We start from the raw sequence: 19,936 nt of genomic DNA on the forward strand, positions 1-19,936 counted from the left end.
AGTCGAAGACTCCGAGGGGTAATCTTGATGAGCACGCCGCGCCCGCTGATCGCCGGCAATTGGAAGATGAACGGCCTGGCCGCCGCGCTGGACGAAGCGCGGGCGGTGGCCGCGGCGCTGGAGGAGCGGCCGGCCGGCGCGCGCGTGGCGGTCTGCCCGCCCGCCACCCTGATCGACCGCCTCGCCGAGGCCGTGGCCGGCTCGGCCGTGCTGGTAGGCGGCCAGGACTGCCGCGCCGAGGCCGCCGGCGCCTTCACCGGCGACGTCGCGGCCGAGATGCTGGCCGAGGCCGGAGCGCGCCTGGTCATTCTCGGCCACTCCGAGCGCCGCGCCGGCTACGGCGAGACGGACGCCGTCGTGGCGGCCAAGGTCGAGGGCGCGCTGCGGGCCGGGCTGGAGCCGATCATCTGCGTCGGCGAGACCCTGGCCGAGCGGCAGGCGGGCCGGGCCCTGGAGGTGGTCACCGCCCAGGTGCGCGGATCGGCGCCGGCGGCCCTGGCCGGAAGGGACTTCGCCATCGCCTACGAGCCGGTCTGGGCGATCGGCTCGGGCCTGACCCCGTCGATCGAGCAGATCGAAGAGGTGCACGTCGCCGTGCGCGCCGTCCTGGTCGAGATGTTCGGCGCCACCGGCGCGGCCTCGCCGATCCTCTACGGCGGCTCGGTCAAGCCGACCAACGCCGCCGAGATCCTCAGCGCCCGCGAGGTCGGCGGCGCCCTGGTGGGCGGCGCGTCGCTGAAGGCGGCCGATTTCCTGCCGATCATCGTCGCGGCCTGACCGGCCGCGTCGCAGGGGCGGCCTAGAGCAGCAGGCCGAACAACATGCAGTCGCGCCGCTCGCCGTCGCGCTGGACGTAGCCGCGCAGCAGGCCTTCCTGGCGAAAGCCGATCCGCTCAAGAAGGCGGACCGAGCGGATATTGCCTGCATGGACCCGCGCGCTCAGGCGTTGCAGCCGCAACGCTTGGGCCGCGTGGGCGACGACGGCCTGGACCGCCTCGTGGGCGTAGCCGTCGCCCCACCAGGTCCGGCCGATCATGAAGCCGATCTCGGCGCGATGGTGCCAGCGGTCGAGTTCGCTCAGATCGCAGCAGCCCACGAAGGCGCCGTCCTCGCGCCGGCGCATCGACCAGTAGAACGCCTCGCCCTTGCGGGCGCGGGCGACCTGGGCGTCGGTCAGGGCCTGGACCAGGGCGGGGTCCGTCACCTCGGCCACGTCCCAATAGGCCATGACGTCCCGGTCGCTCATCAACGCATAGATGTCGCGGGCGTCGGCCGCCTCCAGGGGGCGCAGCGTAAGGCGTCTGGTTTCCAGAATCACGATGGGCGTCCGACGGTCGGCGTCTAGCTATGGCGCGACGCGCGGCTTGATGGTAGAGGGGCCGCTTGTTTTGCGGCAGGCTTTCGGCCCCGCGCCTCATCAAGCCAAGAAGAACCATGCTGCTCGGCATCCTGCTCGCGATCCACATCATCGTTTGCATCGCCCTGATCGGGGTGATCCTGCTCCAGCGCTCGGAAGGCGGCGCTCTCGGCATGGGGGGCGGCAACAGCTTCATGACCGCGCGCGGCACCGGCGATCTGCTGACCAAGACCACGCAGATCCTGGCGGCGGCCTTCTTCGGCCTCAGCCTGCTGCTGACCATCCTTTCCGGTCACGCCAAGCAGGGCTCGTCGGTCACCGACCAGCTCAAGGTGCAGGGCATCGACCTGAACGCCCTGCAAAAGCAGCAGCAACAGAACGCCCAGCGCGCCGCGCAGCAGCAGCAACAGCAGCAGCAACAACCGCCGGTCGGCGGCGCCCAGCCGCTGCAGGCCCCGACGCCGCAGCTGGCGCCCGCGCGCCCGGCCGCCGCTCCGGCCCAGGCCCCGGCCAAGGCGGCTTCGCCGCTGTCGAACGTGACCATCGACGCCAAGCCGCGGCCCCAGGAGCTGCCCCGGCCCAACGTCGACAAAACGAACGGCGGTCAGTGAGATTGTCCCCAGCCGTGTCGTCCCGTCTTGTCGAGTTTCCGGGCGCTCGAACCGAATCGGCGCTAATCTGACAGCCCATGGCCCGGTACATCTTCATCACCGGCGGCGTGGTCTCCTCCTTAGGAAAAGGTCTCGCGTCCGCCGCCCTTGGCGCGTTGCTGCAAGCACGCGGCTACAAGGTTCGCCTGCGTAAGCTCGATCCCTATCTCAATGTCGATCCGGGGACGATGTCGCCGTATCAGCACGGCGAGGTGTTCGTCACCGACGACGGGGCCGAGACCGATCTCGACCTTGGCCACTACGAGCGCTTCACCGGCGTCTCGGCGGCCAAGTCGGACAACATCACCACGGGACGGATCTATCAGACCATCCTGGAGAAGGAGCGGCGCGGGGACTATCTCGGCGCCACCGTCCAGGTGATCCCGCACGTCACCGACGAGATCAAAAAGTTCGTGCTGTCCCCGGCGCTGGACGACGACGGCTGCGAGGTCGACTTCGTGCTGGTCGAGATCGGCGGCACGGTCGGCGACATCGAGGGGCTGCCGTTCTTCGAGGCGATCCGCCAGCTCGGCCAGGAACTGCCGCGCGGGCATTCCTGCTTCGTCCATCTGACCCTGCTGCCGTTCATCAAGACGGCCGGCGAGATGAAGACCAAGCCGACCCAGCACTCGGTCAAGGAGCTGCGCTCGATCGGCATTCAGCCGGATATCCTGCTGTGCCGCTGCGAACAGCCGATTCCGCCGGGTGAAAAGCGCAAGATCGGCCTGTTCTGCAACGTCCGCGAAAGCGCGGTCATCCAGGCGATGGACTCGGCGTCGATCTACGCCGTGCCGCTCGACTACCATAGCGAAGGCCTCGACAAGGAGGTCCTCGACGTCTTCGGCATGAGCGACGCGCCCGCGCCGGACCTGTCGCGTTGGCAGGGCATCGCCGACCGCCTGGCCCATCCGGACGGCGAGGTGAACATCGCCGTGGTCGGCAAGTACACGGTGCTCAAGGACGCCTATAAGTCGCTGATCGAGGCTCTGGTCCACGGCGGCCTGGCCAACAACGTCGCGGTCAATATCGACTGGGTCGAGAGCCAGGACCTGGAAGCCCGTCCCGAGGTCGCGGCCGCGCGCCTGGAGGCCGCCGACGGCGTGCTGGTGCCCGGCGCGTTCGGAGAGCGCGGCGCCGAGGGGATGATCGAGGCCATCCGCTTCGCCCGTGAGCATCAGGTGCCGTATTTCGGCATCTGCTTCGGCATGCAGATGGCCATGGTCGAGGCAGCCCGGAACGTGGCCGGCATCGCCGGAGCTTCGTCGACCGAGTTCGGACCGACCCCCGAGCCCGTGGTCGGCCTGATGACCGAATGGGTGCGCGGCAATCAGCGCGAGACCCGCGCCGAGGGCGACGACCTGGGCGGCACCATGCGCCTGGGCGCCTATGAGGCGAGATTGACGCCGGGCTCGAAGATTTCGGAGATCTATGGCGCGACCGAGATCCACGAGCGCCACCGCCACCGCTACGAGGTCAATATCGGCTATCGCGAGCGCCTGGAGCAGGCGGGGCTGAGGTTCGCCGGGCTGTCGCCCGACGGCGTGCTGCCCGAGACCTGCGAGCGGGGCGACCACCCCTGGTTCGTCGGCGTGCAGTATCACCCCGAACTGAAGAGCCGGCCGTTCGCCCCCCATCCGCTGTTCGCCAGCTTCGTCGGGGCGGCCAAGGTTCAAAGCCGATTGGTCTGACGCTCGGGCGCGCTTCCTGCTAATGCATCGCGCAAAGGTTGCGTCTGCGCCATTCTGACGCGGACGTGGCGGAGGGAGGCGGCGACATGCGGTTCAAGGCGCTGGATGGGTGGAGGGGATTGTGCGCCCTGATGGTCGCGCTGTTCCATCTGCCGGCCCTGACTCATTTCGGCGCCTCGCCGCTGGTGTTCCACGGCTATCTCTATGTCGACTTCTTCTTCGTGCTCAGCGGCTACATCATCGCCTTCAGCTACGGCGAGAAGCTGGCCGTCGGCGGGGTGGGGGAGACCCGCCGGTTCCTGATCCGGCGGTTCGGCCGGCTGTGGCCGCTGCATGCGGCGACGCTGGGCGTGCTGGTGGCCTGGGAGGCGGTCAAGGCCGTCGCCGCGCCGGGAGCGGGCGAGGTCGCGCCGTTCACCCACGGCCGCGGGCTGGTCGAGATTCTCACCAACCTGCTGATGGTCCAGGGACTCGGCGTGCACGGCTCGCTGACCTGGAACGCGCCAGCCTGGAGCATCAGCGTCGAATTCGCCGCCTACATCCTGTTCGCCCTGGTCAGCCTGGTCGCGCCGCGCCGGGTGACGCTGGTCGCCGCCGCGTTCGTGGTCGCCGGCCTGGCCGTGGTCGGTGTGCAGGTCGGCCACATGGACACCACCTTCGACTTCGGCCTGTTCAGGGCCCTGGCCGGCTTCTTCCTGGGCGTCCTGGTGCGCAAGGCTCCGCCGGCCCGGCTGTCGGGCGGCGCGGCGGCGACGGCCGAGACGGCTGTGTTCGCCGGGGTGCTGGCGTTCGTGGCGTTGGCGACGGGCCTGGCGCAACTGGCCGCGCCGTTCGTGTTCGCCGTCGCGGTCTGGGTGTTCGCCGCCGAGGGCGGGCCGGTGTCGGCGGCGCTCAAGACCGCGCCGCTGCAGGCGCTGGGGACGTGGTCCTATTCGGTCTATCTCGTGCACTATCCGGTGACCGTCGGCGTCGGCGTGGCGCGCAAGCTGGCCGAGCGCGTTCTGCACGTCGACGTCAGCGCGCCCGTGGCCACGGCGTCCGGCCCGTTGCAGGTGCTTTCCTTCAGGCCGATGATCGTCACCGACCTGGCGGCGGTGGCCTATCTGGCTGTCGTCATCGGCCTCGCCGCCCTGACCTACCGGTTCATCGAGACCCCCGGCCGCAACCTGTTCAACCGTCTGGCGGCGCGGGACGCGGCCCGGAATTCGCCGCGTGCGACGGAACCGGCCCGCGCCATCGAGGCGGAGCCTTGAAACTGTCGCCGGTTTGAGGCATACACCCCGGCTCACGCGGCGGCCCGTGCGGCCGCCGCAACCGTTTTCACGCCGCGAGTCGAGATTCTCAGATGGCCGTTCCTAAGCGAAAAGTATCCCCCTCGCGCGCCGGCATGCGTCGTTCGCACCACGCCCTGGGCGCCAACTCCTACATCGAGGACAAGGAAACGGGCGAGCTGCGCCGTCCGCACCACGTCGACCTGAAGACGGGCATGTATAAGGGCCGCCAGGTCCTGACGCCCAAGGAAGACTAAGCTCGGCTCCATCCGGACCGGCTTTGCGAAAGGTCGCGGCCCCCAGGCGGGGACGCGGCCTTTTCGCGTTCTCGTGGCCCACGGATTCCCGGCGGCTCGCGCCGCCGGCGCGGCAGCGAGGATTTGAATGATCGAGGCGCGTGGGCTAAGGCTCGCGCGCCTTTTTCCTATTCAGCGCCACCCAGGGGAGCCCCCATGACCGAGATCGTCGATATCGTCGCCCGCGAGATTCTGGACAGTCGCGGCAATCCGACGGTCGAGGTGGACGTGGTGCTGGAGGACGGCGCCTTCGGCCGCGCCGGCGTGCCGTCCGGCGCCTCCACCGGCGCCCACGAGGCGGTCGAGAAGCGCGACGGCGACAAGAAGCGCTACGGCGGCAAGGGCGTCCGCCAGGCGGTCGAGGCCGTCAACGGCGAGATCTTCGACGCGCTGTCGGGCGTCGACGCCGAGGACCAGCGCCGCATCGACCAGCTGCTGATCGACCTCGACGGGACCAAGAACAAGAGCCGCCTCGGCGCCAACGCCATCCTCGGCGTCAGCCTGGCCACGGCCAAGGCCGCGGCCGAATCGGCCGGCCTGCCGCTCTACAAGTATGTCGGCGGCGTCTCGGCCCGCGTGCTGCCAGTGCCGCTGATGAACATCATCAACGGCGGCGCCCACGCCGACAATCCGATCGACATCCAGGAATTCATGATCCTGCCGACCGGGGCCGACACCTTCTCCGACGCCCTGCGCATGGGCGCGGAAATCTTCCACGCCCTGAAGAAGGCGCTGAAGGACGCCGGCCACAACACCAACGTCGGCGACGAGGGCGGCTTCGCGCCCAACCTGGCCTCGGCCGAGGACGCCCTGGCCTTCATCGTCAAGGCGGGCGAGGGCGCCGGCTACAAGGCCGGGGACGACTTCCAGCTGGCCCTGGACGTGGCCTCCACCGAGTTCTTCAAGAACGGCCGCTATGTGCTGGAAGGGGAGGGCAAGACCCTCGACCAGGGCGGCATGGTCGACTACCTCGCCGGCCTGGTCGGCAAGTTCCCCATCGTCTCGATCGAAGACGGCATGGCTGAGGACGATTTCGCCGGCTGGAAGCTGCTGACCGAGCGCCTGGGCGGCAAGGTGCAGCTGGTCGGCGACGACCTGTTCGTCACCAATCCGGCCCGCCTGGCCGAAGGGATCGAGCAGGGCCTCGCCAATTCGATCCTGATCAAGGTCAATCAGATCGGCACTCTGTCCGAGACCCTCGACGCCGTCGATATGGCTCAGCGCGCGGCCTATACGGCGGTGATGAGCCACCGTTCGGGCGAGACCGAGGACGCGACCATCGCCGACCTGGCGGTCGCCACCAACTGCGGCCAGATCAAGACCGGCTCGCTGGCCCGTTCCGACCGGCTGGCCAAGTACAACCAGCTGCTGCGGATCGAGGAGCAGCTCGACGAACAGGCGATCTATCTGGGCCGCAAGGCCCTGAAGGGCCGCTGATCGCGACGCCCCGCCGGCCGTCTGGCGCGCCGGCGGGGCCGATTCGTCCATTCAACGCCGCGATTCAACGATCGATTAACCCTGACGGCCGATTCTTCCTGCGAGTCGCCGCTCGCCTTCGGCGCCCCGGAGCTAGGCCGTGTTCGCGCGCTACCGTCCCTACCTGCCCACCGCCGTCCTGGCCTTCCTGATCTTCTATTTTGGATTCCACGCCCTGACCGGCGACCGCGGCCTGCTGCTCGTCGACAAGCGCAACGAGGCCCTGTCGGAAAAATCGGCTGAGCTGTCGAAATTGCGGTCGGAACGGATGGACCTGGAGGCCCGTGCCCGTCTATTACGCGACGGAAGCCTCTCGGCGGACCTGTTGGAAGAGCGCGCGCGATCCCTACTAGGTTTCTCCGACCCGAGGGACTATGTGATCCGCACGAAACCCTGACGCGGGTCCGCTGTTCGGCCCCGTGGTTTCCACACGAGGGCCGCCTTATCAAAGCCCGGGAGAAGCGTATGGCGCGTACGCGCACAACCAAGGCGTCGTCGGGCAAGGCCGATGACGCCGGCGTCAATGCCCGGGTGGGCAAGGACGAACTGCTCGAATTCTATCGTGAGATGCTGTTGATCCGCCGCTTCGAGGAGCGGGCGGGGCAGCTCTACGGCATGGGCCTGATCGGCGGCTTCTGCCACCTCTACATCGGCCAGGAAGCCATTGCGGTCGGCATGCAGTCGATCGCCGAGAAGGGTGACCAGATCATCACCGGCTACCGGGATCACGGCCACATGCTGGCGGCCGGGATGGACCCGCGCGAGGTGATGGCCGAGCTGACCGGCCGGGCCGGCGGCTCGTCCAAGGGCAAGGGCGGCTCGATGCACATGTTCAGCGTCGACGCCGGCTTCTACGGCGGCCACGGCATCGTCGGGGCTCAGGTGTCGCTGGGCACCGGCCTGGCGCTGGCCAACCGCTACGAGGCCAATGGCAAGGTCGCCTACGCCTATTTCGGCGATGGCGCGGCCAACCAGGGCCAGGTCTACGAGAGCTTCAACATGGCCGAGCTCTGGTCCCTGCCGATCGTCTACGTGATCGAGAACAATCATTACGCCATGGGCACCAGCGTCGAGCGCTCGGCGGCCGAGACCCATCTCTACAAGCGCGGCGTCTCGTTCCGGATACCGGGCGAGGAGGTCGACGGCATGGACGTGCTGGCGGTCCGCGAGGCCGGCGCCCGCGCCGCCGAGCACGCCCGCAGCGGCAAGGGGCCCTACATCCTTGAGATGAAGACCTACCGCTATCGCGGCCACTCGATGTCCGACCCGGCCAAGTACCGGACCAAGGAAGAGGTCGACGAGGTCAAGAAGACCCGCGACCCGATCGATCACCTGCGCGAGCGGCTCGAGAAGAACGGCTGGGCCGACGAAGCCGCCATGAAGGCCGTCGACGCCGAGGTGAAGAAGATCGTCGCCGACGCGGCCGAGTTCGCCCGCACATCCCCCGAGCCGGATCCGTCCGAGCTCTACACCGACGTCTATCTGGAGGCGGCGGCGCAATGAGCGTTGAAGTCCTGATGCCGGCCCTTTCTCCGACCATGGAGGAGGGCACCCTCGCCAAGTGGCACGTGAAAGAGGGCGACGAGGTCAAGGCCGGCGACGTGATCGCCGAGATCGAGACCGACAAGGCGACCATGGAGGTCGAGGCCGTCGATGAGGGCGTTGTCGAGGCCATCCTCGTCCCGGCCGGCGCCGAGGGCGTGAAGGTCAACACCCCGATCGCCCGCCTGAACGGCGAAGGTGGTCCGGCCCAGCCCGCTCCGGCGCCGGTCGAGCCGGCGCCCGCGCCGGCGGCGGTTGAGGCCAAGCCCCCGGCGGCGGCGGTCGGCGCTCCGGCGCGGGCGGTCGTCGGCGACGATCCGGAGATCCCGGCCGGCGTCGCCCTGGTCAAGACCACGGTCCGCGACGCCCTGCGCGACGCCATGGCCGAGGAGATGCGCCGCGACGACAAGGTGTTCCTGATGGGCGAGGAAGTCGCCCAGTACCAGGGCGCCTACAAGGTCAGCCGCGAGCTGCTGCAGGAATTCGGCGACCGCCGCGTCATCGACACCCCGATCACCGAGCACGGCTTCGCCGGCCTGGGCGTGGGCGCGGCGATGGCCGGGCTCAAGCCGATCGTCGAGTTCATGACCTGGAACTTCGCCATGCAGGCGATCGACCAGATCATCAACTCCGCCGCCAAGACGCTCTACATGTCCGGCGGCCAGATCAAGTCGTCGATCGTGTTCCGCGGCCCCAACGGGGCGGCGGCGCGGGTGGCGGCCCAGCACAGCCAGGACTACTCGTCGTGGTACGGCCATGTGCCCGGCCTGATCGTCATCGCGCCCTACGACGCGGCCGACGCCAAGGGCCTGCTCAAGGCCGCGATCCGCAACCCGAACCCCGTCGTCTTCCTCGAACACGAGATGATGTACGGCGTCGAGTTCGACGTGCCGCAGGTGGACGACTGGGTGTTGCCGATCGGCAAGGCCAAGGTCCGCCGCCAGGGCTCGGACGTGACCCTCACCGCCCACTCGCGGATGGTCGGCCACGCGCTGAAGGCGGCCGAGGAACTGGCCAAGGACGGCATCGAGGCCGAGGTCGTCGACCTGCGCACCATCCGCCCGCTCGACACCGACACGGTGCTGGAAAGCGTCCAGAAGACCAACCGGCTGGTCACGGTCGAGGAAGGCTGGGGCCCGATGGGCGTCGGCGCCGAGATCGTCGCCCGCATCGTCAAGGACGGCTTCGACTATCTCGACGCCCCGCCGGCGCGGGTGCATCAGGAGGACGTGCCGCTGCCCTACGCCGCCAATCTCGAAGCCCTGTCCCTGCCGTCGGTGGAGAAGGTGATCGAGGCGGCCAAGGCGGTCTGCTACCGGTGAGCATGACGCTCTCCGGGTCGTGTCACTGCGGCGCGGTCCATATCGCTTTCGAGCCATCGAGAGCGCCGGCCGAGCTGCCCCTGCGCGCCTGCCAGTGCGGCTTCTGCCGTCGCCACGGCGCCAGGACGACCAGCGACCCGGAAAGCCGTCTGCTCATCGCCGCCGCGCCCGGCGCCATTGCGGCCTACCGCTTCGGGCGGCGGGTCTCCGAGGTGCTGATCTGCCGGACGTGCGGCTGCTACATCGCCTCGGCGATCGAGGGGGCGGCCGGCAAGCTCGCCACCCTGAACGCGGCGGGCGTGGATTTGGAAGGGTTCGACGGCCGGGCCGCCGAACCAGCGAACTACGAGGACGAGACCGACGAGGCTCGGCTGGCCCGCCGTCTGGCGCGCTGGACTCCGACCACCTTCGCCCCGGCCGTCCCGAACGCTTGAGGAAGAGGACATGTCGATCGACATCCTGATGCCCGCCCTGTCTCCGACCATGGAGGAGGGGACGCTGGCCAAGTGGCACGTCAAGGCGGGCGACGAGGTCAAGGCCGGCGACGTGATCGCCGAAATCGAAACCGACAAGGCGACCATGGAGGTCGAGGCCGTCGACGAGGGCGTGGTCGAGGCCATCCTCGTTCCGGAAGGCTCCGAGGGCGTGAAGGTCAATACGCCCATCGCCAAGCTGAAGGGCGAGGGCGACGTCGCCGCGCCCGCGCCCGCGGCGGCCCCCGCGCCTGAAGCCAAGCCGGCTTCCGCCCCGCCGCCCGCGCCGGTCGCCGCCGCTCAGCCCGCTCCCGTCGTGACTGCGGCCGCGCCCGCGCCTCAAACGAGCGGCGAGCGCGTCTTCGCCTCGCCGCTGGCCAAGCGCCTCGCCCAGGCCGCCGGGCTCGACCTGAAGACGGTGCAGGGCTCAGGCCCGCACGGCCGCATCATCAAGCGCGACATCGACGCCCTGGCCGGCAGGACGCCCGCGCCGCAACCCGTCGCCGCGCCGGCCGCCGCCGCGGCCCAGGCCCCGCGCGAGCACAAGAGCCTGGAGCAGATGGGCATCCCCGCCGGCTCCTACGACCTCGTGCCGCTGGACGGCATGCGCAAGACCATTGCCCGGCGCATGACCGACAGCTTCCGCGACGTGCCGCATTTCCCCCTGACCATCGACCTGGAGATCGACAACCTCCTGGCGGCGCGCGGCAAGATCAACGCCGTGCTGGAGAAGGACGGCGTCAAGGTCAGCGTCAACGACATCGTCATCAAGGCGGCGGCCGTCGCCCTGAAGCGCGTGCCGGAAGCCAACGCCAGCTACACGCCGGAAGGCATCGCCATGCACCACCATGCCGACGTGGCGGTGGCGGTGGCGGTCGAGGGCGGCCTGATCACCCCGATCATCCGGGCGGCCGAGACCAAGGGCCTGGCCCAGATCTCCGCCGAGATGAAGGATCTGGCCGAGCGCGCCCGCACCAAGAAGCTGAAGCCCGAAGAGTTCCAGGGCGGCACCTTCTCGGTGTCCAACCTCGGCATGTTCGGCATCAAGAGCTTCGCCTCGATCATCAACGAGCCGCAGGGCGCGATCATGAGCGTCGGCGTCGGCGAGAAGCGGCCGGTGGTCCGCGGCGACGAACTGGCGATCGCCACGGTGATGAGCGTCACCCTGACCTGCGACCACCGCGTGGTCGACGGCGCCATCGGCGCCCGCTTCCTGGCGGCGTTCAAGGGTCTGATCGAAGACCCGATGACCATGCTGGTTTGATTGCGGCGGATATCGGAGTTTCCACGTGGCTGTTGATTTCGACGTCATCGTCATCGGTTCGGGCCCCGGCGGCTACGTCACCGCCATCCGCGCCAGCCAGCTCGGCTTCAAGACCGCCATCGTCGAGCGCGAGAAGCTCGGCGGCGTCTGCCTCAACTGGGGCTGCATCCCGACCAAGGCCCTGCTGAAGTCGGGCGAGGTCTATGAGCAGCTCGGCCACCTCGACGCCTACGGCCTGTCGGTCACGGGCCGGTCCTACGACTTCGCCAAGGTGGTCGAACGCTCGCGCGGCGTCGCCCGGCAGATGGAGCAGGGCGTCACCTTCCTGATGAAGAAGCACAAGATCGAGGTGATCTCGGGCGAGGCCAGGCTGGAGAAGGGCTCGCCCGCGCCCAAGGTCGTGGTGGCGCTCAAGGACGGCGGTTCGCGCACCGTCCAGGCCAAGCACGTGATCCTGGCCACCGGCGCCCGCGCCCGCACCATTCCGGCCATCGGCCTGGAGCCGGACGGCGAGCGGGTGTGGACCTATCGCGAGGCCCTGGTCCCCAAGGCCGCGCCCAAGAGCCTGCTCGTGGTCGGCTCGGGCGCCATCGGCATCGAGTTCGCCAGCTTCTACCGGGCCCTCGGCTCGGAGGTGACGGTGATCGAGGCCCTGCCGCGCATCCTGCCGGTCGAGGACGAGGAGGTCTCCAAGGCCGCCCACAAGGCGTTCGAGAAGCGCGGCATCAAGTTCCGCGTCGGCGCCAAGGTGACCAAGCTCTCCAAGTCCAAGAGCGACGTCAGCATCGCCCTGGAGGCGGGCGGCAAGGCCGAGACGCTGGAGGCCGACATCGCCATCGTCGCCGTCGGCATCGACGGCAATGTCGAGAACCTCGGCCTCGAGGCCCTGGGCGTGAAGGTCGACCGCGGCCATGTGGTCAACGACGCCCATGGGGCCACCAACGTCGCCGGCCTCTACGCCATCGGCGACGTCGCCGGCCCGCCCTGGCTCGCCCACAAGGCCAGCCACGAGGGCGTGCACTGCGTCGAACATATCGCCGGCCTCAAGTCGAACGGGCTGAACGCCCCGATCCCGGGCTGCACCTACGCCAACCCGCAGGTCGCCTCGGTCGGCCTCACCGAGGCCCAGGCCAAGGAAAAGGGCTACGAGGTCAAGGCCGGGCGCTTCCCGTTCAAGGTGAACGGCAAGGCGGTGGCGGCCGGCGAGACGGACGGCTTCGTCAAGACGGTGTTCGACGGCAAGACCGGCGCGCTGCTCGGGGCGCACATGATCGGCCACGAGGTCACCGAAATGATCCAGGGCTTCGCCATCGCCATCACCATGGAGGCCACCGAGGCCGAGCTGATGGCGACGGTGTTCCCGCACCCGACCATGTCCGAGGCCATGCACGAGGCGACGCTCGACGCCTTCGGCCAGGCCTTGCACATCTAGCGGACGCGGCCTCGGCCGGAAGAAGCAGGGCGGCGGCCTTCGGACCGCCGCCCTTTTTCATACGTGCGAGGATGTCAGGCGGCGCGGGCGTCGGTTTCGGCCATGCGCTGGATGGCGACATAGTCGGTCTTGCCGGTGCCGAGCACCGGCACTTCGGTGACGCGCACGATGCGGCGGGGCACGGCCAGTTCCGGCGCGCCGATGGCCTGGGCGCGGGCGACCAGCTCGGCCGGTCTGGCGTCCAGCTTGTCGGTGACCAGCACCAGGCGCTCGCCCTTCTTGGGATCGGGCATGGCGACCACGGCGTGGCGCGAGTCCGGCCAGGTCTGGGCGGCCAGGTCCTCGGCGGCGGTCAGCGACACCATCTCGCCGCCGATCTTGGCGAAGCGCTTCACTCGCCCGAGAATGGTGATCCAGCCGTCGTCGGTCATGGTCACCACGTCGCCGGTGTCGTGCCAGCCGTCGACCGGCGGCTCAAGCTCGCCGCTCTCATTAAGATATCCCGCCATCACATTGGCGCCGCGAACGAAAAGGCGGCCGCCTTTGGTGATGCCCTCGACGGGCTCGATGCGAGTCTCGACGCCCGGCAGCAGGCCGCCGACCGTGCCGCGACGGTTGTCGGTCGGCTTGTTGACCGCGATCACCGGCGAGGCCTCGGTGGCGCCGTAGCCTTCGAGCAGCGGCACGCCGCCGAAGCGTTCGGCGATCAGGGCGTGGGTTTCGTCGCGAACCTTCTCGGCGCCGCAGACCACGAACTCCAGGCCGCTGAGGTCGCCGGGATCGGCGGCGCGGGCGTACTGGTTCACGAAGGTGTCGGTGGCCAAGAGGATCGAGGCCTTGGAGTCCCGGATCAAGGCGGGGATCTGTTTCACATGCAGGGGCGAGGGATACTCGAACGCCTTCATGCCGGTCAGCAGCGGCAGCAGCACGCCGCCGGTCAGGCCGAAGCAATGGAAGGTCGGCAGCGGGTTGAACATCACCCAGTTCGGGTCGAGGTCGATGTGGGCGGCGATCTGCTCGACATTGGCGATCAGGTTGCGCTGGCTCAGCACCACGCCGCGCGGCGCGCCGAAGCTGCCCGAGGTGAACAGGATGACGCCCGCGTCCGACGGCCGGGTCTCGGTCCGGAAGCGGCGGGGAAACAGCCCGGCTGTCGCCGCGAACACCTTGTCGGCCAGGCCGATGGTCTCGCGCACGTCCTCCAGATAGGTGATGGTCTGGTCGCCCTCCAGCGCGTCGACGAGGTCGTCGAGCTTGGCCTGGTCGATGAAGCGGTGGGCGGTCAGCACCCGCTTGACCCCGGCCATGCGGCAGGCGGCCTTGAGGTTGCGGATGCCGGCCGTGAAGTTCAGCATGGTCGGCGTCCGCCCGAAGGCGTGCAGGGCGAAGAACGTCACCACCACACCGGCGCCGGACGGCAGCAGCACCCCGACATGTTCGCCGGGCGTCGTCATGGCGGCGATCTTGCGGCCCAGGGCGAAGCTGGCGCGGATCAGGTCCGTGTAGCTGAGCGGCCTGCGGTCCTGGTCCTCCAGGATGAGCTTCTTGGCTCCGAAACGGTCACGAGCGTCGAGCAGCGCGTCGAAAACCGACCGCTCGGCGCTTCGCGCATCAAAGGCGCGCGGCATTGGGCGAAATCTCCCCGAAAACTTCTGGCCCTGTCATTGTCACGACCCTATCGCTCCGTTCACGTGTTGAAAAGATGCGTAACATGGCGTGACGGAAGGCGAGGTGTTCGGGCTAAGGCGCTGGCGATTTCGGGATTTTCGCTTCGGTGAAGGCGACGATCGCGGCCAGCCAGACGCCGCGCGGCCCGTCGGCCTCGAACGGCAGTCCGGCCCCGGCGTCGGGGATTTTCTCGACGCGGCAGTCGGGCAGGCGGCCGCACAGCTTGTCCTGGGCCTTCAGGTCGGCCTCGGCCTCCCTGGCCGCTTCGAGGGTCAGGACCGGGATCGCGACATCGCCGACCGGCCTGCGTTCGAGGTCGCTCAGGGCGTCGCCCACGGCGCCGTACCAGCCGAGCCCGGGCGAGCCCATGCGCAGGTCGGGGTTGGCGGTCTGCCAGGCGTTCTGCACCCCGGCCCGGTCTTCGGGGTCGCTGCGGGCCGCGCGCTTCCAGCCGCCGTCGCGGCTCGGCCGCAGTCCGCTCAGGCCGAGCCGGCGAGCCCAGGCGATCTTGCCGTCCAGCCCCGGCGGGCGGTCGAGCCGCAGCAAGGGCGCGGACAGCACCGCGCCGTCGACGCCGCGTGTACTGCGGCCGAGCGTCATGGCGGCGACGGTTCCGCCAAGCCCCTGGCCGACCATCACCAGCGGCTGTCCGGGACGGGGGCGGATGACCTCGTCGATCATGGCCCGCGCGGCGGCGGCGTCGTCGTCGAGGCTGGCGACCGCGCCGAGGTCGCGCCGCCCGGCGTAGCGGCCCGAACCGCCCTGGCCGGCCCGCTCCAGCACCCAGACCACGTAGCGCCGGGCCGTCAGGTCGCGCACCGTCTCGAAATAGGCCTCGGCGGACTCGCCGTAGCCGGTCAGGAGCAGGATGTGGGCCCGCGGCGCGGCGGCGGGCCCGGCGACGCCGTAGCGCACGGCCGGCCGGCCGGAGGTCTCGATCAGGCCCCAGGCCCAGCCCGGCGGCGTCCAGAAACGCGGCGCAAGGCTGGCCGGCGGCCTGCTGTCGATGAACGGCGCGCGCGCGTCCCGCCCGTCGCAGGCGGCGAGCGTCGAGACCAGGGCGACGGCGAGGAGAGGGCGGCGCATCGGGGCGGCACTGTCGTCTGCGTCGGCGGGGGGCGGCAAGGGCGCATGGCGGGGTTCGTCTCTATCGGCGCAAACGGCTTGATCCTGGCGGCGCAAAGCCCGATTTAGGGGGCATGGTCACCCTCATCGACACCGTGAACGGCAAGGTCGGCGCCGACCGGGCCGCGCGTCACCCCGAAAAGCAGTCGCGCCCGGACACGCCGACGCTGCGAAAGCCGGATTGGCTGCGCGTGCGCGCGCCCGGCACCGGCGTCGGGGCGGACATCTATAACGAGACGCGCAAGATCGTGAAGGATGGCGGGCTGGTCACGGTCTGCGAGGAGGCGGCCTGTCCGAACATCGGCGAGTGCTGGTCGCAGAAACACGCCACCATGATGATCATGGGCGACACCTGCACGCGGGCCTGCGCCTTCTGCAACGTCCGCACCGGCCTGCCGGAGGCGCTCGACCCCACCGAGCCGACCAGGGTGGCCGACGCCGTTCGCCAGATGGGGCTGAAGCACGTGGTCATCACCTCGGTGGACCGCGACGACCTGGGCGACGGCGGGGCGGCCCACTTCGCAGAGGTGGTGCGCGCCATCCGCGCCGCCGCGCCCGGGACCACCATCGAGATCCTGACTCCCGATTTCCTGCGCAAGGACGGGGCGGCCGAAACCGTGATCGACGCACGTCCCGACGTCTTCAACCACAATCTGGAGACCGTGCCGCGCCTCTATCTCAAGATCAGGCCCGGCGCCCGCTACTACCATTCGCTGCGCCTGCTGGAGCGGGTCAAGGAGCGCGATCCCTCCCAGTTCACCAAGTCCGGCCTGATGGTCGGCCTCGGCGAGGCCAAGGAAGAGGTGATGCAGGTGATGGACGACATGCGTTCCGCCGGCGTCGACTTCATCACCATCGGCCAATACCTGCAGCCGACCCGCAAGCATGCGGCCATCGACCGCTTCGTGCCGCCGGACGAGTTCAAGGCCTATGAAGCCATCGCCCGCGCCAAGGGTTTCCTGATGGTGTCGGCCAGTCCGCTGACGCGCTCGTCCCACCACGCGGGCGAGGACTTCGCCCGCCTGCAGGCCGCCCGCCGCGCCCGCGAAACCGCCGCCGGTCGCTGATACGCCTTGCGCCACGCCGTCGTCCACGTTCTGCCCTATCGCCCCGAGCAGTTGTTCGAACTGGTCGGCGACGTCTCGCGCTATCCCGAGTTCGTGCCCTGGATCACCGCCATGCGCACCTGGAACGGACGCGAGGCCGGCGAAGGGGTGTCGACCGTCGACGCCGAGGCGGCGGTGGGCTTTTCCTTCCTGAAGGAGCGGTTCGCCACGCGGGTCCGGCGCGACGCCGTGGCGCGGACGGTTGAGGTCAACCTGCTCTATGGGCCGTTCAAGCGGCTGTCGAACAGCTGGAGGTTTTCTCCGGAAGGCGCGGGCTCGAAAGTCGAATTCCTGATCGATTTCGAGTTCAAGTCGGGGCTGCTGACCGCCTTGCTGGCCGCCAACTTCCACCATGCGGTCGACCGGCTGATCGCCTGTTTCGAGGCGCGCGCCGCCGAACTCTACGCCCCCGCCGAGGCGCCCGCCGGGCCGGCCTGAGCACGGTTCAGGTCCGGCCCGCCGCCATCTCCGTCACCCGGTCGGACAGGTCGCCGATGTTGGCGAACAGGTTCTCCTGGGCGAAGACCAGTCCGAACACCCGCGAGGCGACGTCGAAGCCGAGCACGTCGGTCAGTCCCTGGACGCGCATGGTCTCGACCGCTTCCTGAAAGCCGCTGTGGGCGACGGCCATCGCCTGGGCCTTGTCGAGAACGGTCCGATTGCGGATCGCCTCGGCGCAGGCGCGCAGGCGGTCGCTCTGGGCGGCCAGCAGGTCGCTGACCGCCGGCCGCAGGTGCTCCAGCACGGTCGGCGGCAGGCGTGCGTCCAAGGCGCGGCCGATGGTGACGACGTCGCCCCGGATGCGCCACAGGGTGCGCGGAACCGCCTCGGGCACGTCGCGGTCGCTCAGGCGGGAGGCGGTCTCGTGGACCGCTTCGCTCATGGCGGCCTCGACGGCGGCCAGGGAGGTGCGGATCGCCACCTGGGTGGACTGGATGGAATCGGCCACGTCCACGCCGTTGAGCTGCTCGCGATGCAGGGCCAGCAGGTCGGCCACCTGCCGCATGGTCTTGGCCAGATGATCGACGGCCGCGTCGTGGGCGCGGGCCGGGAAGATGAACAGGGTGGCGCAGACCCCGACCACCCCGCCGATGGTGATCTCCGCCGTGCGCATCAGGGCCGCGTGCAGCGGGCCGACGTCATGGGGACCGGCGATGATGACGATGACGGCGGTGATCGGGGCGACCTTGAGGCTGGGCCGCACCGCCGCGGCGAAGGCCAGCACCGCCACCACGGCGCACAGCACCAGGCCCTGGTCGAGGGCGGTGGTCCCCTTGAGATAGACCGCGCCCGCGCCGACGAAGGCCCCGACGACGGTGCCGATCAGCCGGTCGCGCGAGGCGGCGATGGTGCCGCCGATGCTGGCCTGCACCACGATGACGGCGGTGAACACCGCCCAATAGCCTTGGGGCAGGCGCAGCAGAATGCTGATGGCGAAGGTGACGCCGACGGCGATCGAGACGCGGATGGCGTGCCGAAGCTCGGCTTTCTTGGCCGCCGCCGCCCGAATGGCCTGCGACAGGCCGAGGCGGGCGGCGCGGGCGGGTTCCGACCGGGGCATGTCAGGCGGCGATCCGGTCCCGCAACATCTCCAGGGCGATGGCGACGCTGGCCAGCCGCACGGCCTCGCGGCCGATGTCGCCCATGCGCTCGACGCGGTGGACGATGGGGCCGTTGGCGCGGGCGGTGGCGAAGTGGACGAGGCCGACCGGCTTCAACGCCGTGCCGCCGCCGGGGCCGGCCACGCCGGTGACGGCCACGCTGACATGGGCGTTGGCGGCGGCGAGGGCGCCTTCGGCCATTATCCTCGCCACGGGCTCGGAGACCGCGCCGGCGTCGGCGATCAGGTCGCCCGGCACGCCGAGCAGTTCTTCCTTGGCCCGGTTCGAATAGGTGATGAAGCCGCGCTCGTAGACGTCGGACGAGCCGGCCACCCCGACCAGCGCGCCGCCGACCAGGCCGCCGGTGCAGCTCTCGGCGGTGACGACGCGCAGGCGCCGCTCGCGCGCCTCGTCGATCAGCAGCCGGGCGAGGGTCTCGATCTCAAGGCTGAACATCGGCGGCGTCCTGGTCGGCGGGGTGGGGAATTGTTATCAGGCCGGGGTCTGCACCGCCACGACCGCCTGGGCCGCCAGGCCCTCGCCGCGGCCGGGAAAGCCCATGCCCTCGGTCGTGGTCGCCTTGACGCTGACACGGTCGAGCGGCAGGTCGAGGATCTCGGCCAGGCGGGCGCGCATGGCCTGACGGTGCGGCTTGATCTTGGGGCGCTCGCAGATCAGCGTCACGTCGACATTGACGATCACCCCGCCGCGTGCGCGCGCCAGGTCGGCGGCGTGGCGCAGGAACTGGTCCGAGGCCGCGCCTTTCCAGCGCGGGTCCGTCGGCGGGAAATGGTCGCCGATGTCGCCTTCGCCGACGGCGCCCAGCAGGGCGTCCGTGACCGCGTGCAAGCCGGCGTCGGCGTCGGAATGGCCGATCAGGGTCTGGTCGTGGTCGATACGGACCCCGCACAGCCACACGGCCTCGCCCGGGCCCCAGCGATGGGCGTCGAAACCCTGCCCGACGCGGGTGAGGCGGGCGGCGCCGGCCAGGGCCTCGGCCATGGCGAAATCCTCCGGATAGGTCAGTTTCATCAGCAACGGATCGCCGGCGGCCAGCACCACGCGCCCGCCCGCCCGCTCGACGACGCCGGCGTCGTCGGTGGGTTCGCTGTCGGCGGGCCATTGGGCGTAGGCCCGCCGCAACCCGTCCAGCCGAAAGGCCTGCGGGGTCTGGGCGCGCCAGAGGCCGTCGCGAGAGACGGTGGACACGCCCTCGTCGGGCGCGCCGCGCTTCAGGGTGTCGGACACCGGCAGGGCGGGAACGGCGCCGTCGGCGTCAGCCAGGGCGGTCAGCAAGGCCGCGACGTGCCGGCGCCCGACGAACGGGCGGGCGGCGTCATGGACCAGGACGGGGTTCTCCCCCGGCGAGGCCAGGGCCGCGAGCCCGGCCTGCACCGAACGCGCGCGGGTCGCGCCGCCGGGCGTCAGGGTCCAGCCTTCCAGTCCGCGAAGCGCGGCGGCGGCCTGGTCGGTCTCGCCGGCCGGGATCACAACCACCAGTTCGGCCGCGCCGGCCGCCAGCAGGGCCTCGACCGACCAGCGCAGGACCGGCTTGCCGGCCAGGACGCGCCACTGCTTGGCCGGCCCCTGACCGGCGCGCGCGCCGGCGCCGCCGGCGACGATCACTGCTGCGAATGTCATGCCCCGTGTGTCGGCTGTTCGCCG

The 19,936-nt window shown here is 70.0% G+C and carries 20 protein-coding genes; 14 read left to right on the forward strand and 6 right to left on the reverse strand.

Annotated elements, in window-relative coordinates:
- Positions 1-27 precede the first annotated feature (27 nt).
- Positions 28-777 carry a triose-phosphate isomerase gene (tpiA, locus tag C5708_RS01185; protein WP_242916964.1) on the forward strand — a complete coding sequence of 250 codons (750 nt, stop codon included), beginning with the start codon at positions 28-30 and terminating at the stop codon, positions 775-777.
- 22 nt (positions 778-799) lie between these two features.
- Here tpiA and C5708_RS01190 read toward each other — a convergent pair whose 3' ends face one another.
- Positions 800-1,318 (reverse strand): GNAT family N-acetyltransferase, encoded by a 519-nt coding sequence (locus C5708_RS01190; RefSeq protein WP_242916966.1) that lies wholly within the window; start codon positions 1,316-1,318, stop codon positions 800-802.
- A gap of 116 nt (positions 1,319-1,434) precedes the next feature.
- Here C5708_RS01190 and secG point away from each other — a divergent pair, with 116 nt between their 5' ends.
- The 11 genes from secG to lpdA all read left to right on the forward strand — a co-directional run bounded on the left by secG (position 1,435) and on the right by lpdA (position 12,771).
- Complete coding sequence (gene secG / locus C5708_RS01195; RefSeq protein ID WP_242916968.1) at positions 1,435-1,968, forward strand: preprotein translocase subunit SecG; 534 nt, start codon at positions 1,435-1,437, stop codon at positions 1,966-1,968.
- 77 nt (positions 1,969-2,045) lie between these two features.
- Positions 2,046-3,695, forward strand: coding sequence for a CTP synthase (locus tag C5708_RS01200; protein WP_242916970.1), 1,650 nt, complete (start codon positions 2,046-2,048; stop codon positions 3,693-3,695).
- A gap of 86 nt (positions 3,696-3,781) precedes the next feature.
- On the forward strand, positions 3,782-4,948 hold the full coding sequence (locus tag C5708_RS01205; protein ID WP_242916972.1) for an acyltransferase: 1,167 nt from the start codon (positions 3,782-3,784) through the stop codon (positions 4,946-4,948).
- Positions 4,949-5,040: 92 nt separating this feature from the next.
- On the forward strand, positions 5,041-5,223 hold the full coding sequence (gene rpmF / locus C5708_RS01210; RefSeq protein WP_242916974.1) for a 50S ribosomal protein L32: 183 nt from the start codon (positions 5,041-5,043) through the stop codon (positions 5,221-5,223).
- A 195-nt stretch (positions 5,224-5,418) separates the two neighbouring features.
- Positions 5,419-6,699, forward strand: coding sequence for a phosphopyruvate hydratase (gene eno, locus C5708_RS01215; protein WP_242916976.1), 1,281 nt, complete (start codon positions 5,419-5,421; stop codon positions 6,697-6,699).
- 139 nt (positions 6,700-6,838) lie between these two features.
- Complete coding sequence (locus C5708_RS01220) at positions 6,839-7,135, forward strand: septum formation initiator family protein (protein WP_242916978.1); 297 nt, start codon at positions 6,839-6,841, stop codon at positions 7,133-7,135.
- Between the two features lie 68 nt (positions 7,136-7,203).
- Positions 7,204-8,241, forward strand: a complete 1,038-nt coding sequence (gene pdhA, locus C5708_RS01225; RefSeq protein WP_242916980.1) for a pyruvate dehydrogenase (acetyl-transferring) E1 component subunit alpha — start codon at positions 7,204-7,206, stop codon at positions 8,239-8,241.
- Positions 8,238-9,602, forward strand: a complete 1,365-nt coding sequence (locus C5708_RS01230) for a pyruvate dehydrogenase complex E1 component subunit beta (RefSeq protein ID WP_242916982.1) — start codon at positions 8,238-8,240, stop codon at positions 9,600-9,602. The genes pdhA and C5708_RS01230 overlap by 4 nt, the downstream gene beginning before the upstream one ends.
- Before the next feature lie 2 nt (positions 9,603-9,604).
- Positions 9,605-10,036 (forward strand): aldehyde-activating protein, encoded by a 432-nt coding sequence (locus C5708_RS01235; RefSeq protein ID WP_242918030.1) that lies wholly within the window; start codon positions 9,605-9,607, stop codon positions 10,034-10,036.
- Between the two features lie 10 nt (positions 10,037-10,046).
- Positions 10,047-11,339, forward strand: a complete 1,293-nt coding sequence (locus tag C5708_RS01240; RefSeq protein WP_242916983.1) for a pyruvate dehydrogenase complex dihydrolipoamide acetyltransferase — start codon at positions 10,047-10,049, stop codon at positions 11,337-11,339.
- 25 nt (positions 11,340-11,364) lie between these two features.
- On the forward strand, positions 11,365-12,771 hold the full coding sequence (gene lpdA / locus C5708_RS01245) for a dihydrolipoyl dehydrogenase (protein ID WP_242916985.1): 1,407 nt from the start codon (positions 11,365-11,367) through the stop codon (positions 12,769-12,771).
- Positions 12,772-12,845: 74 nt separating this feature from the next.
- Here the strand turns inward: lpdA and C5708_RS01250 are convergent, their stop codons facing one another.
- On the reverse strand, positions 12,846-14,399 hold the full coding sequence (locus C5708_RS01250; RefSeq protein WP_242916987.1) for an AMP-binding protein: 1,554 nt from the start codon (positions 14,397-14,399) through the stop codon (positions 12,846-12,848).
- Positions 14,400-14,511: 112 nt separating this feature from the next.
- On the reverse strand, positions 14,512-15,525 hold the full coding sequence (locus C5708_RS01255) for an alpha/beta hydrolase (RefSeq protein WP_242916989.1): 1,014 nt from the start codon (positions 15,523-15,525) through the stop codon (positions 14,512-14,514).
- 113 nt (positions 15,526-15,638) lie between these two features.
- Here C5708_RS01255 and lipA point away from each other — a divergent pair, with 113 nt between their 5' ends.
- Both lipA and C5708_RS01265 read left to right on the forward strand, forming a co-directional pair.
- Positions 15,639-16,631 carry a lipoyl synthase gene (gene lipA, locus C5708_RS01260; protein WP_242916991.1) on the forward strand — a complete coding sequence of 331 codons (993 nt, stop codon included), beginning with the start codon at positions 15,639-15,641 and terminating at the stop codon, positions 16,629-16,631.
- Positions 16,632-16,637: 6 nt separating this feature from the next.
- Complete coding sequence (locus tag C5708_RS01265) at positions 16,638-17,108, forward strand: SRPBCC family protein (protein WP_242916993.1); 471 nt, start codon at positions 16,638-16,640, stop codon at positions 17,106-17,108.
- Between the two features lie 7 nt (positions 17,109-17,115).
- Here the strand turns inward: C5708_RS01265 and C5708_RS01270 are convergent, their stop codons facing one another.
- Genes C5708_RS01270 through C5708_RS01280 form a run of 3 tightly spaced genes read right to left on the reverse strand, consistent with a single transcriptional unit; the run spans position 17,116 to position 19,912 of the window.
- Positions 17,116-18,231 carry an FUSC family protein gene (locus C5708_RS01270; RefSeq protein WP_242916995.1) on the reverse strand — a complete coding sequence of 372 codons (1,116 nt, stop codon included), beginning with the start codon at positions 18,229-18,231 and terminating at the stop codon, positions 17,116-17,118.
- 1 nt (position 18,232) lies between these two features.
- Positions 18,233-18,727 (reverse strand): CinA family protein, encoded by a 495-nt coding sequence (locus C5708_RS01275; protein ID WP_242916996.1) that lies wholly within the window; start codon positions 18,725-18,727, stop codon positions 18,233-18,235.
- A gap of 36 nt (positions 18,728-18,763) precedes the next feature.
- Positions 18,764-19,912, reverse strand: coding sequence for a bifunctional 2-C-methyl-D-erythritol 4-phosphate cytidylyltransferase/2-C-methyl-D-erythritol 2,4-cyclodiphosphate synthase (locus tag C5708_RS01280; protein ID WP_242916998.1), 1,149 nt, complete (start codon positions 19,910-19,912; stop codon positions 18,764-18,766).
- Positions 19,913-19,936 lie beyond the last annotated feature (24 nt).

This window comes from Caulobacter sp. CCUG 60055 (genome assembly GCF_022750545.1).
Lineage (GTDB): Bacteria > Pseudomonadota > Alphaproteobacteria > Caulobacterales > Caulobacteraceae > PUIC01.

Excerpts from the sequence above, each read along its gene's own strand:
- C5708_RS01280 (WP_242916998.1), bottom strand. The coding sequence starts at position 19,912 with ATGACATTCGCAGCAGTGATCGTCGCCGGCGGCGCCGGCGCGCGCGCC.
- pdhA (WP_242916980.1), top strand. The coding sequence starts at position 7,204 with ATGGCGCGTACGCGCACAACCAAGGCGTCGTCGGGCAAGGCCGATGAC.
- C5708_RS01205 (WP_242916972.1), top strand. The coding sequence starts at position 3,782 with ATGCGGTTCAAGGCGCTGGATGGGTGGAGGGGATTGTGCGCCCTGATG.
- rpmF (WP_242916974.1), top strand. The coding sequence starts at position 5,041 with ATGGCCGTTCCTAAGCGAAAAGTATCCCCCTCGCGCGCCGGCATGCGT.
- C5708_RS01255 (WP_242916989.1), bottom strand. The coding sequence starts at position 15,525 with ATGCGCCGCCCTCTCCTCGCCGTCGCCCTGGTCTCGACGCTCGCCGCC.
- C5708_RS01275 (WP_242916996.1), bottom strand. The coding sequence starts at position 18,727 with ATGTTCAGCCTTGAGATCGAGACCCTCGCCCGGCTGCTGATCGACGAG.
- C5708_RS01240 (WP_242916983.1), top strand. The coding sequence starts at position 10,047 with ATGTCGATCGACATCCTGATGCCCGCCCTGTCTCCGACCATGGAGGAG.
- C5708_RS01200 (WP_242916970.1), top strand. The coding sequence starts at position 2,046 with ATGGCCCGGTACATCTTCATCACCGGCGGCGTGGTCTCCTCCTTAGGA.
- tpiA (WP_242916964.1), top strand. The coding sequence starts at position 28 with ATGAGCACGCCGCGCCCGCTGATCGCCGGCAATTGGAAGATGAACGGC.
- C5708_RS01230 (WP_242916982.1), top strand. The coding sequence starts at position 8,238 with ATGAGCGTTGAAGTCCTGATGCCGGCCCTTTCTCCGACCATGGAGGAG.
- C5708_RS01250 (WP_242916987.1), bottom strand. The coding sequence starts at position 14,399 with ATGCCGCGCGCCTTTGATGCGCGAAGCGCCGAGCGGTCGGTTTTCGAC.
- eno (WP_242916976.1), top strand. The coding sequence starts at position 5,419 with ATGACCGAGATCGTCGATATCGTCGCCCGCGAGATTCTGGACAGTCGC.
- C5708_RS01235 (WP_242918030.1), top strand. The coding sequence starts at position 9,605 with ATGACGCTCTCCGGGTCGTGTCACTGCGGCGCGGTCCATATCGCTTTC.
- C5708_RS01270 (WP_242916995.1), bottom strand. The coding sequence starts at position 18,231 with ATGCCCCGGTCGGAACCCGCCCGCGCCGCCCGCCTCGGCCTGTCGCAG.
- lipA (WP_242916991.1), top strand. The coding sequence starts at position 15,639 with ATGGTCACCCTCATCGACACCGTGAACGGCAAGGTCGGCGCCGACCGG.
- secG (WP_242916968.1), top strand. The coding sequence starts at position 1,435 with ATGCTGCTCGGCATCCTGCTCGCGATCCACATCATCGTTTGCATCGCC.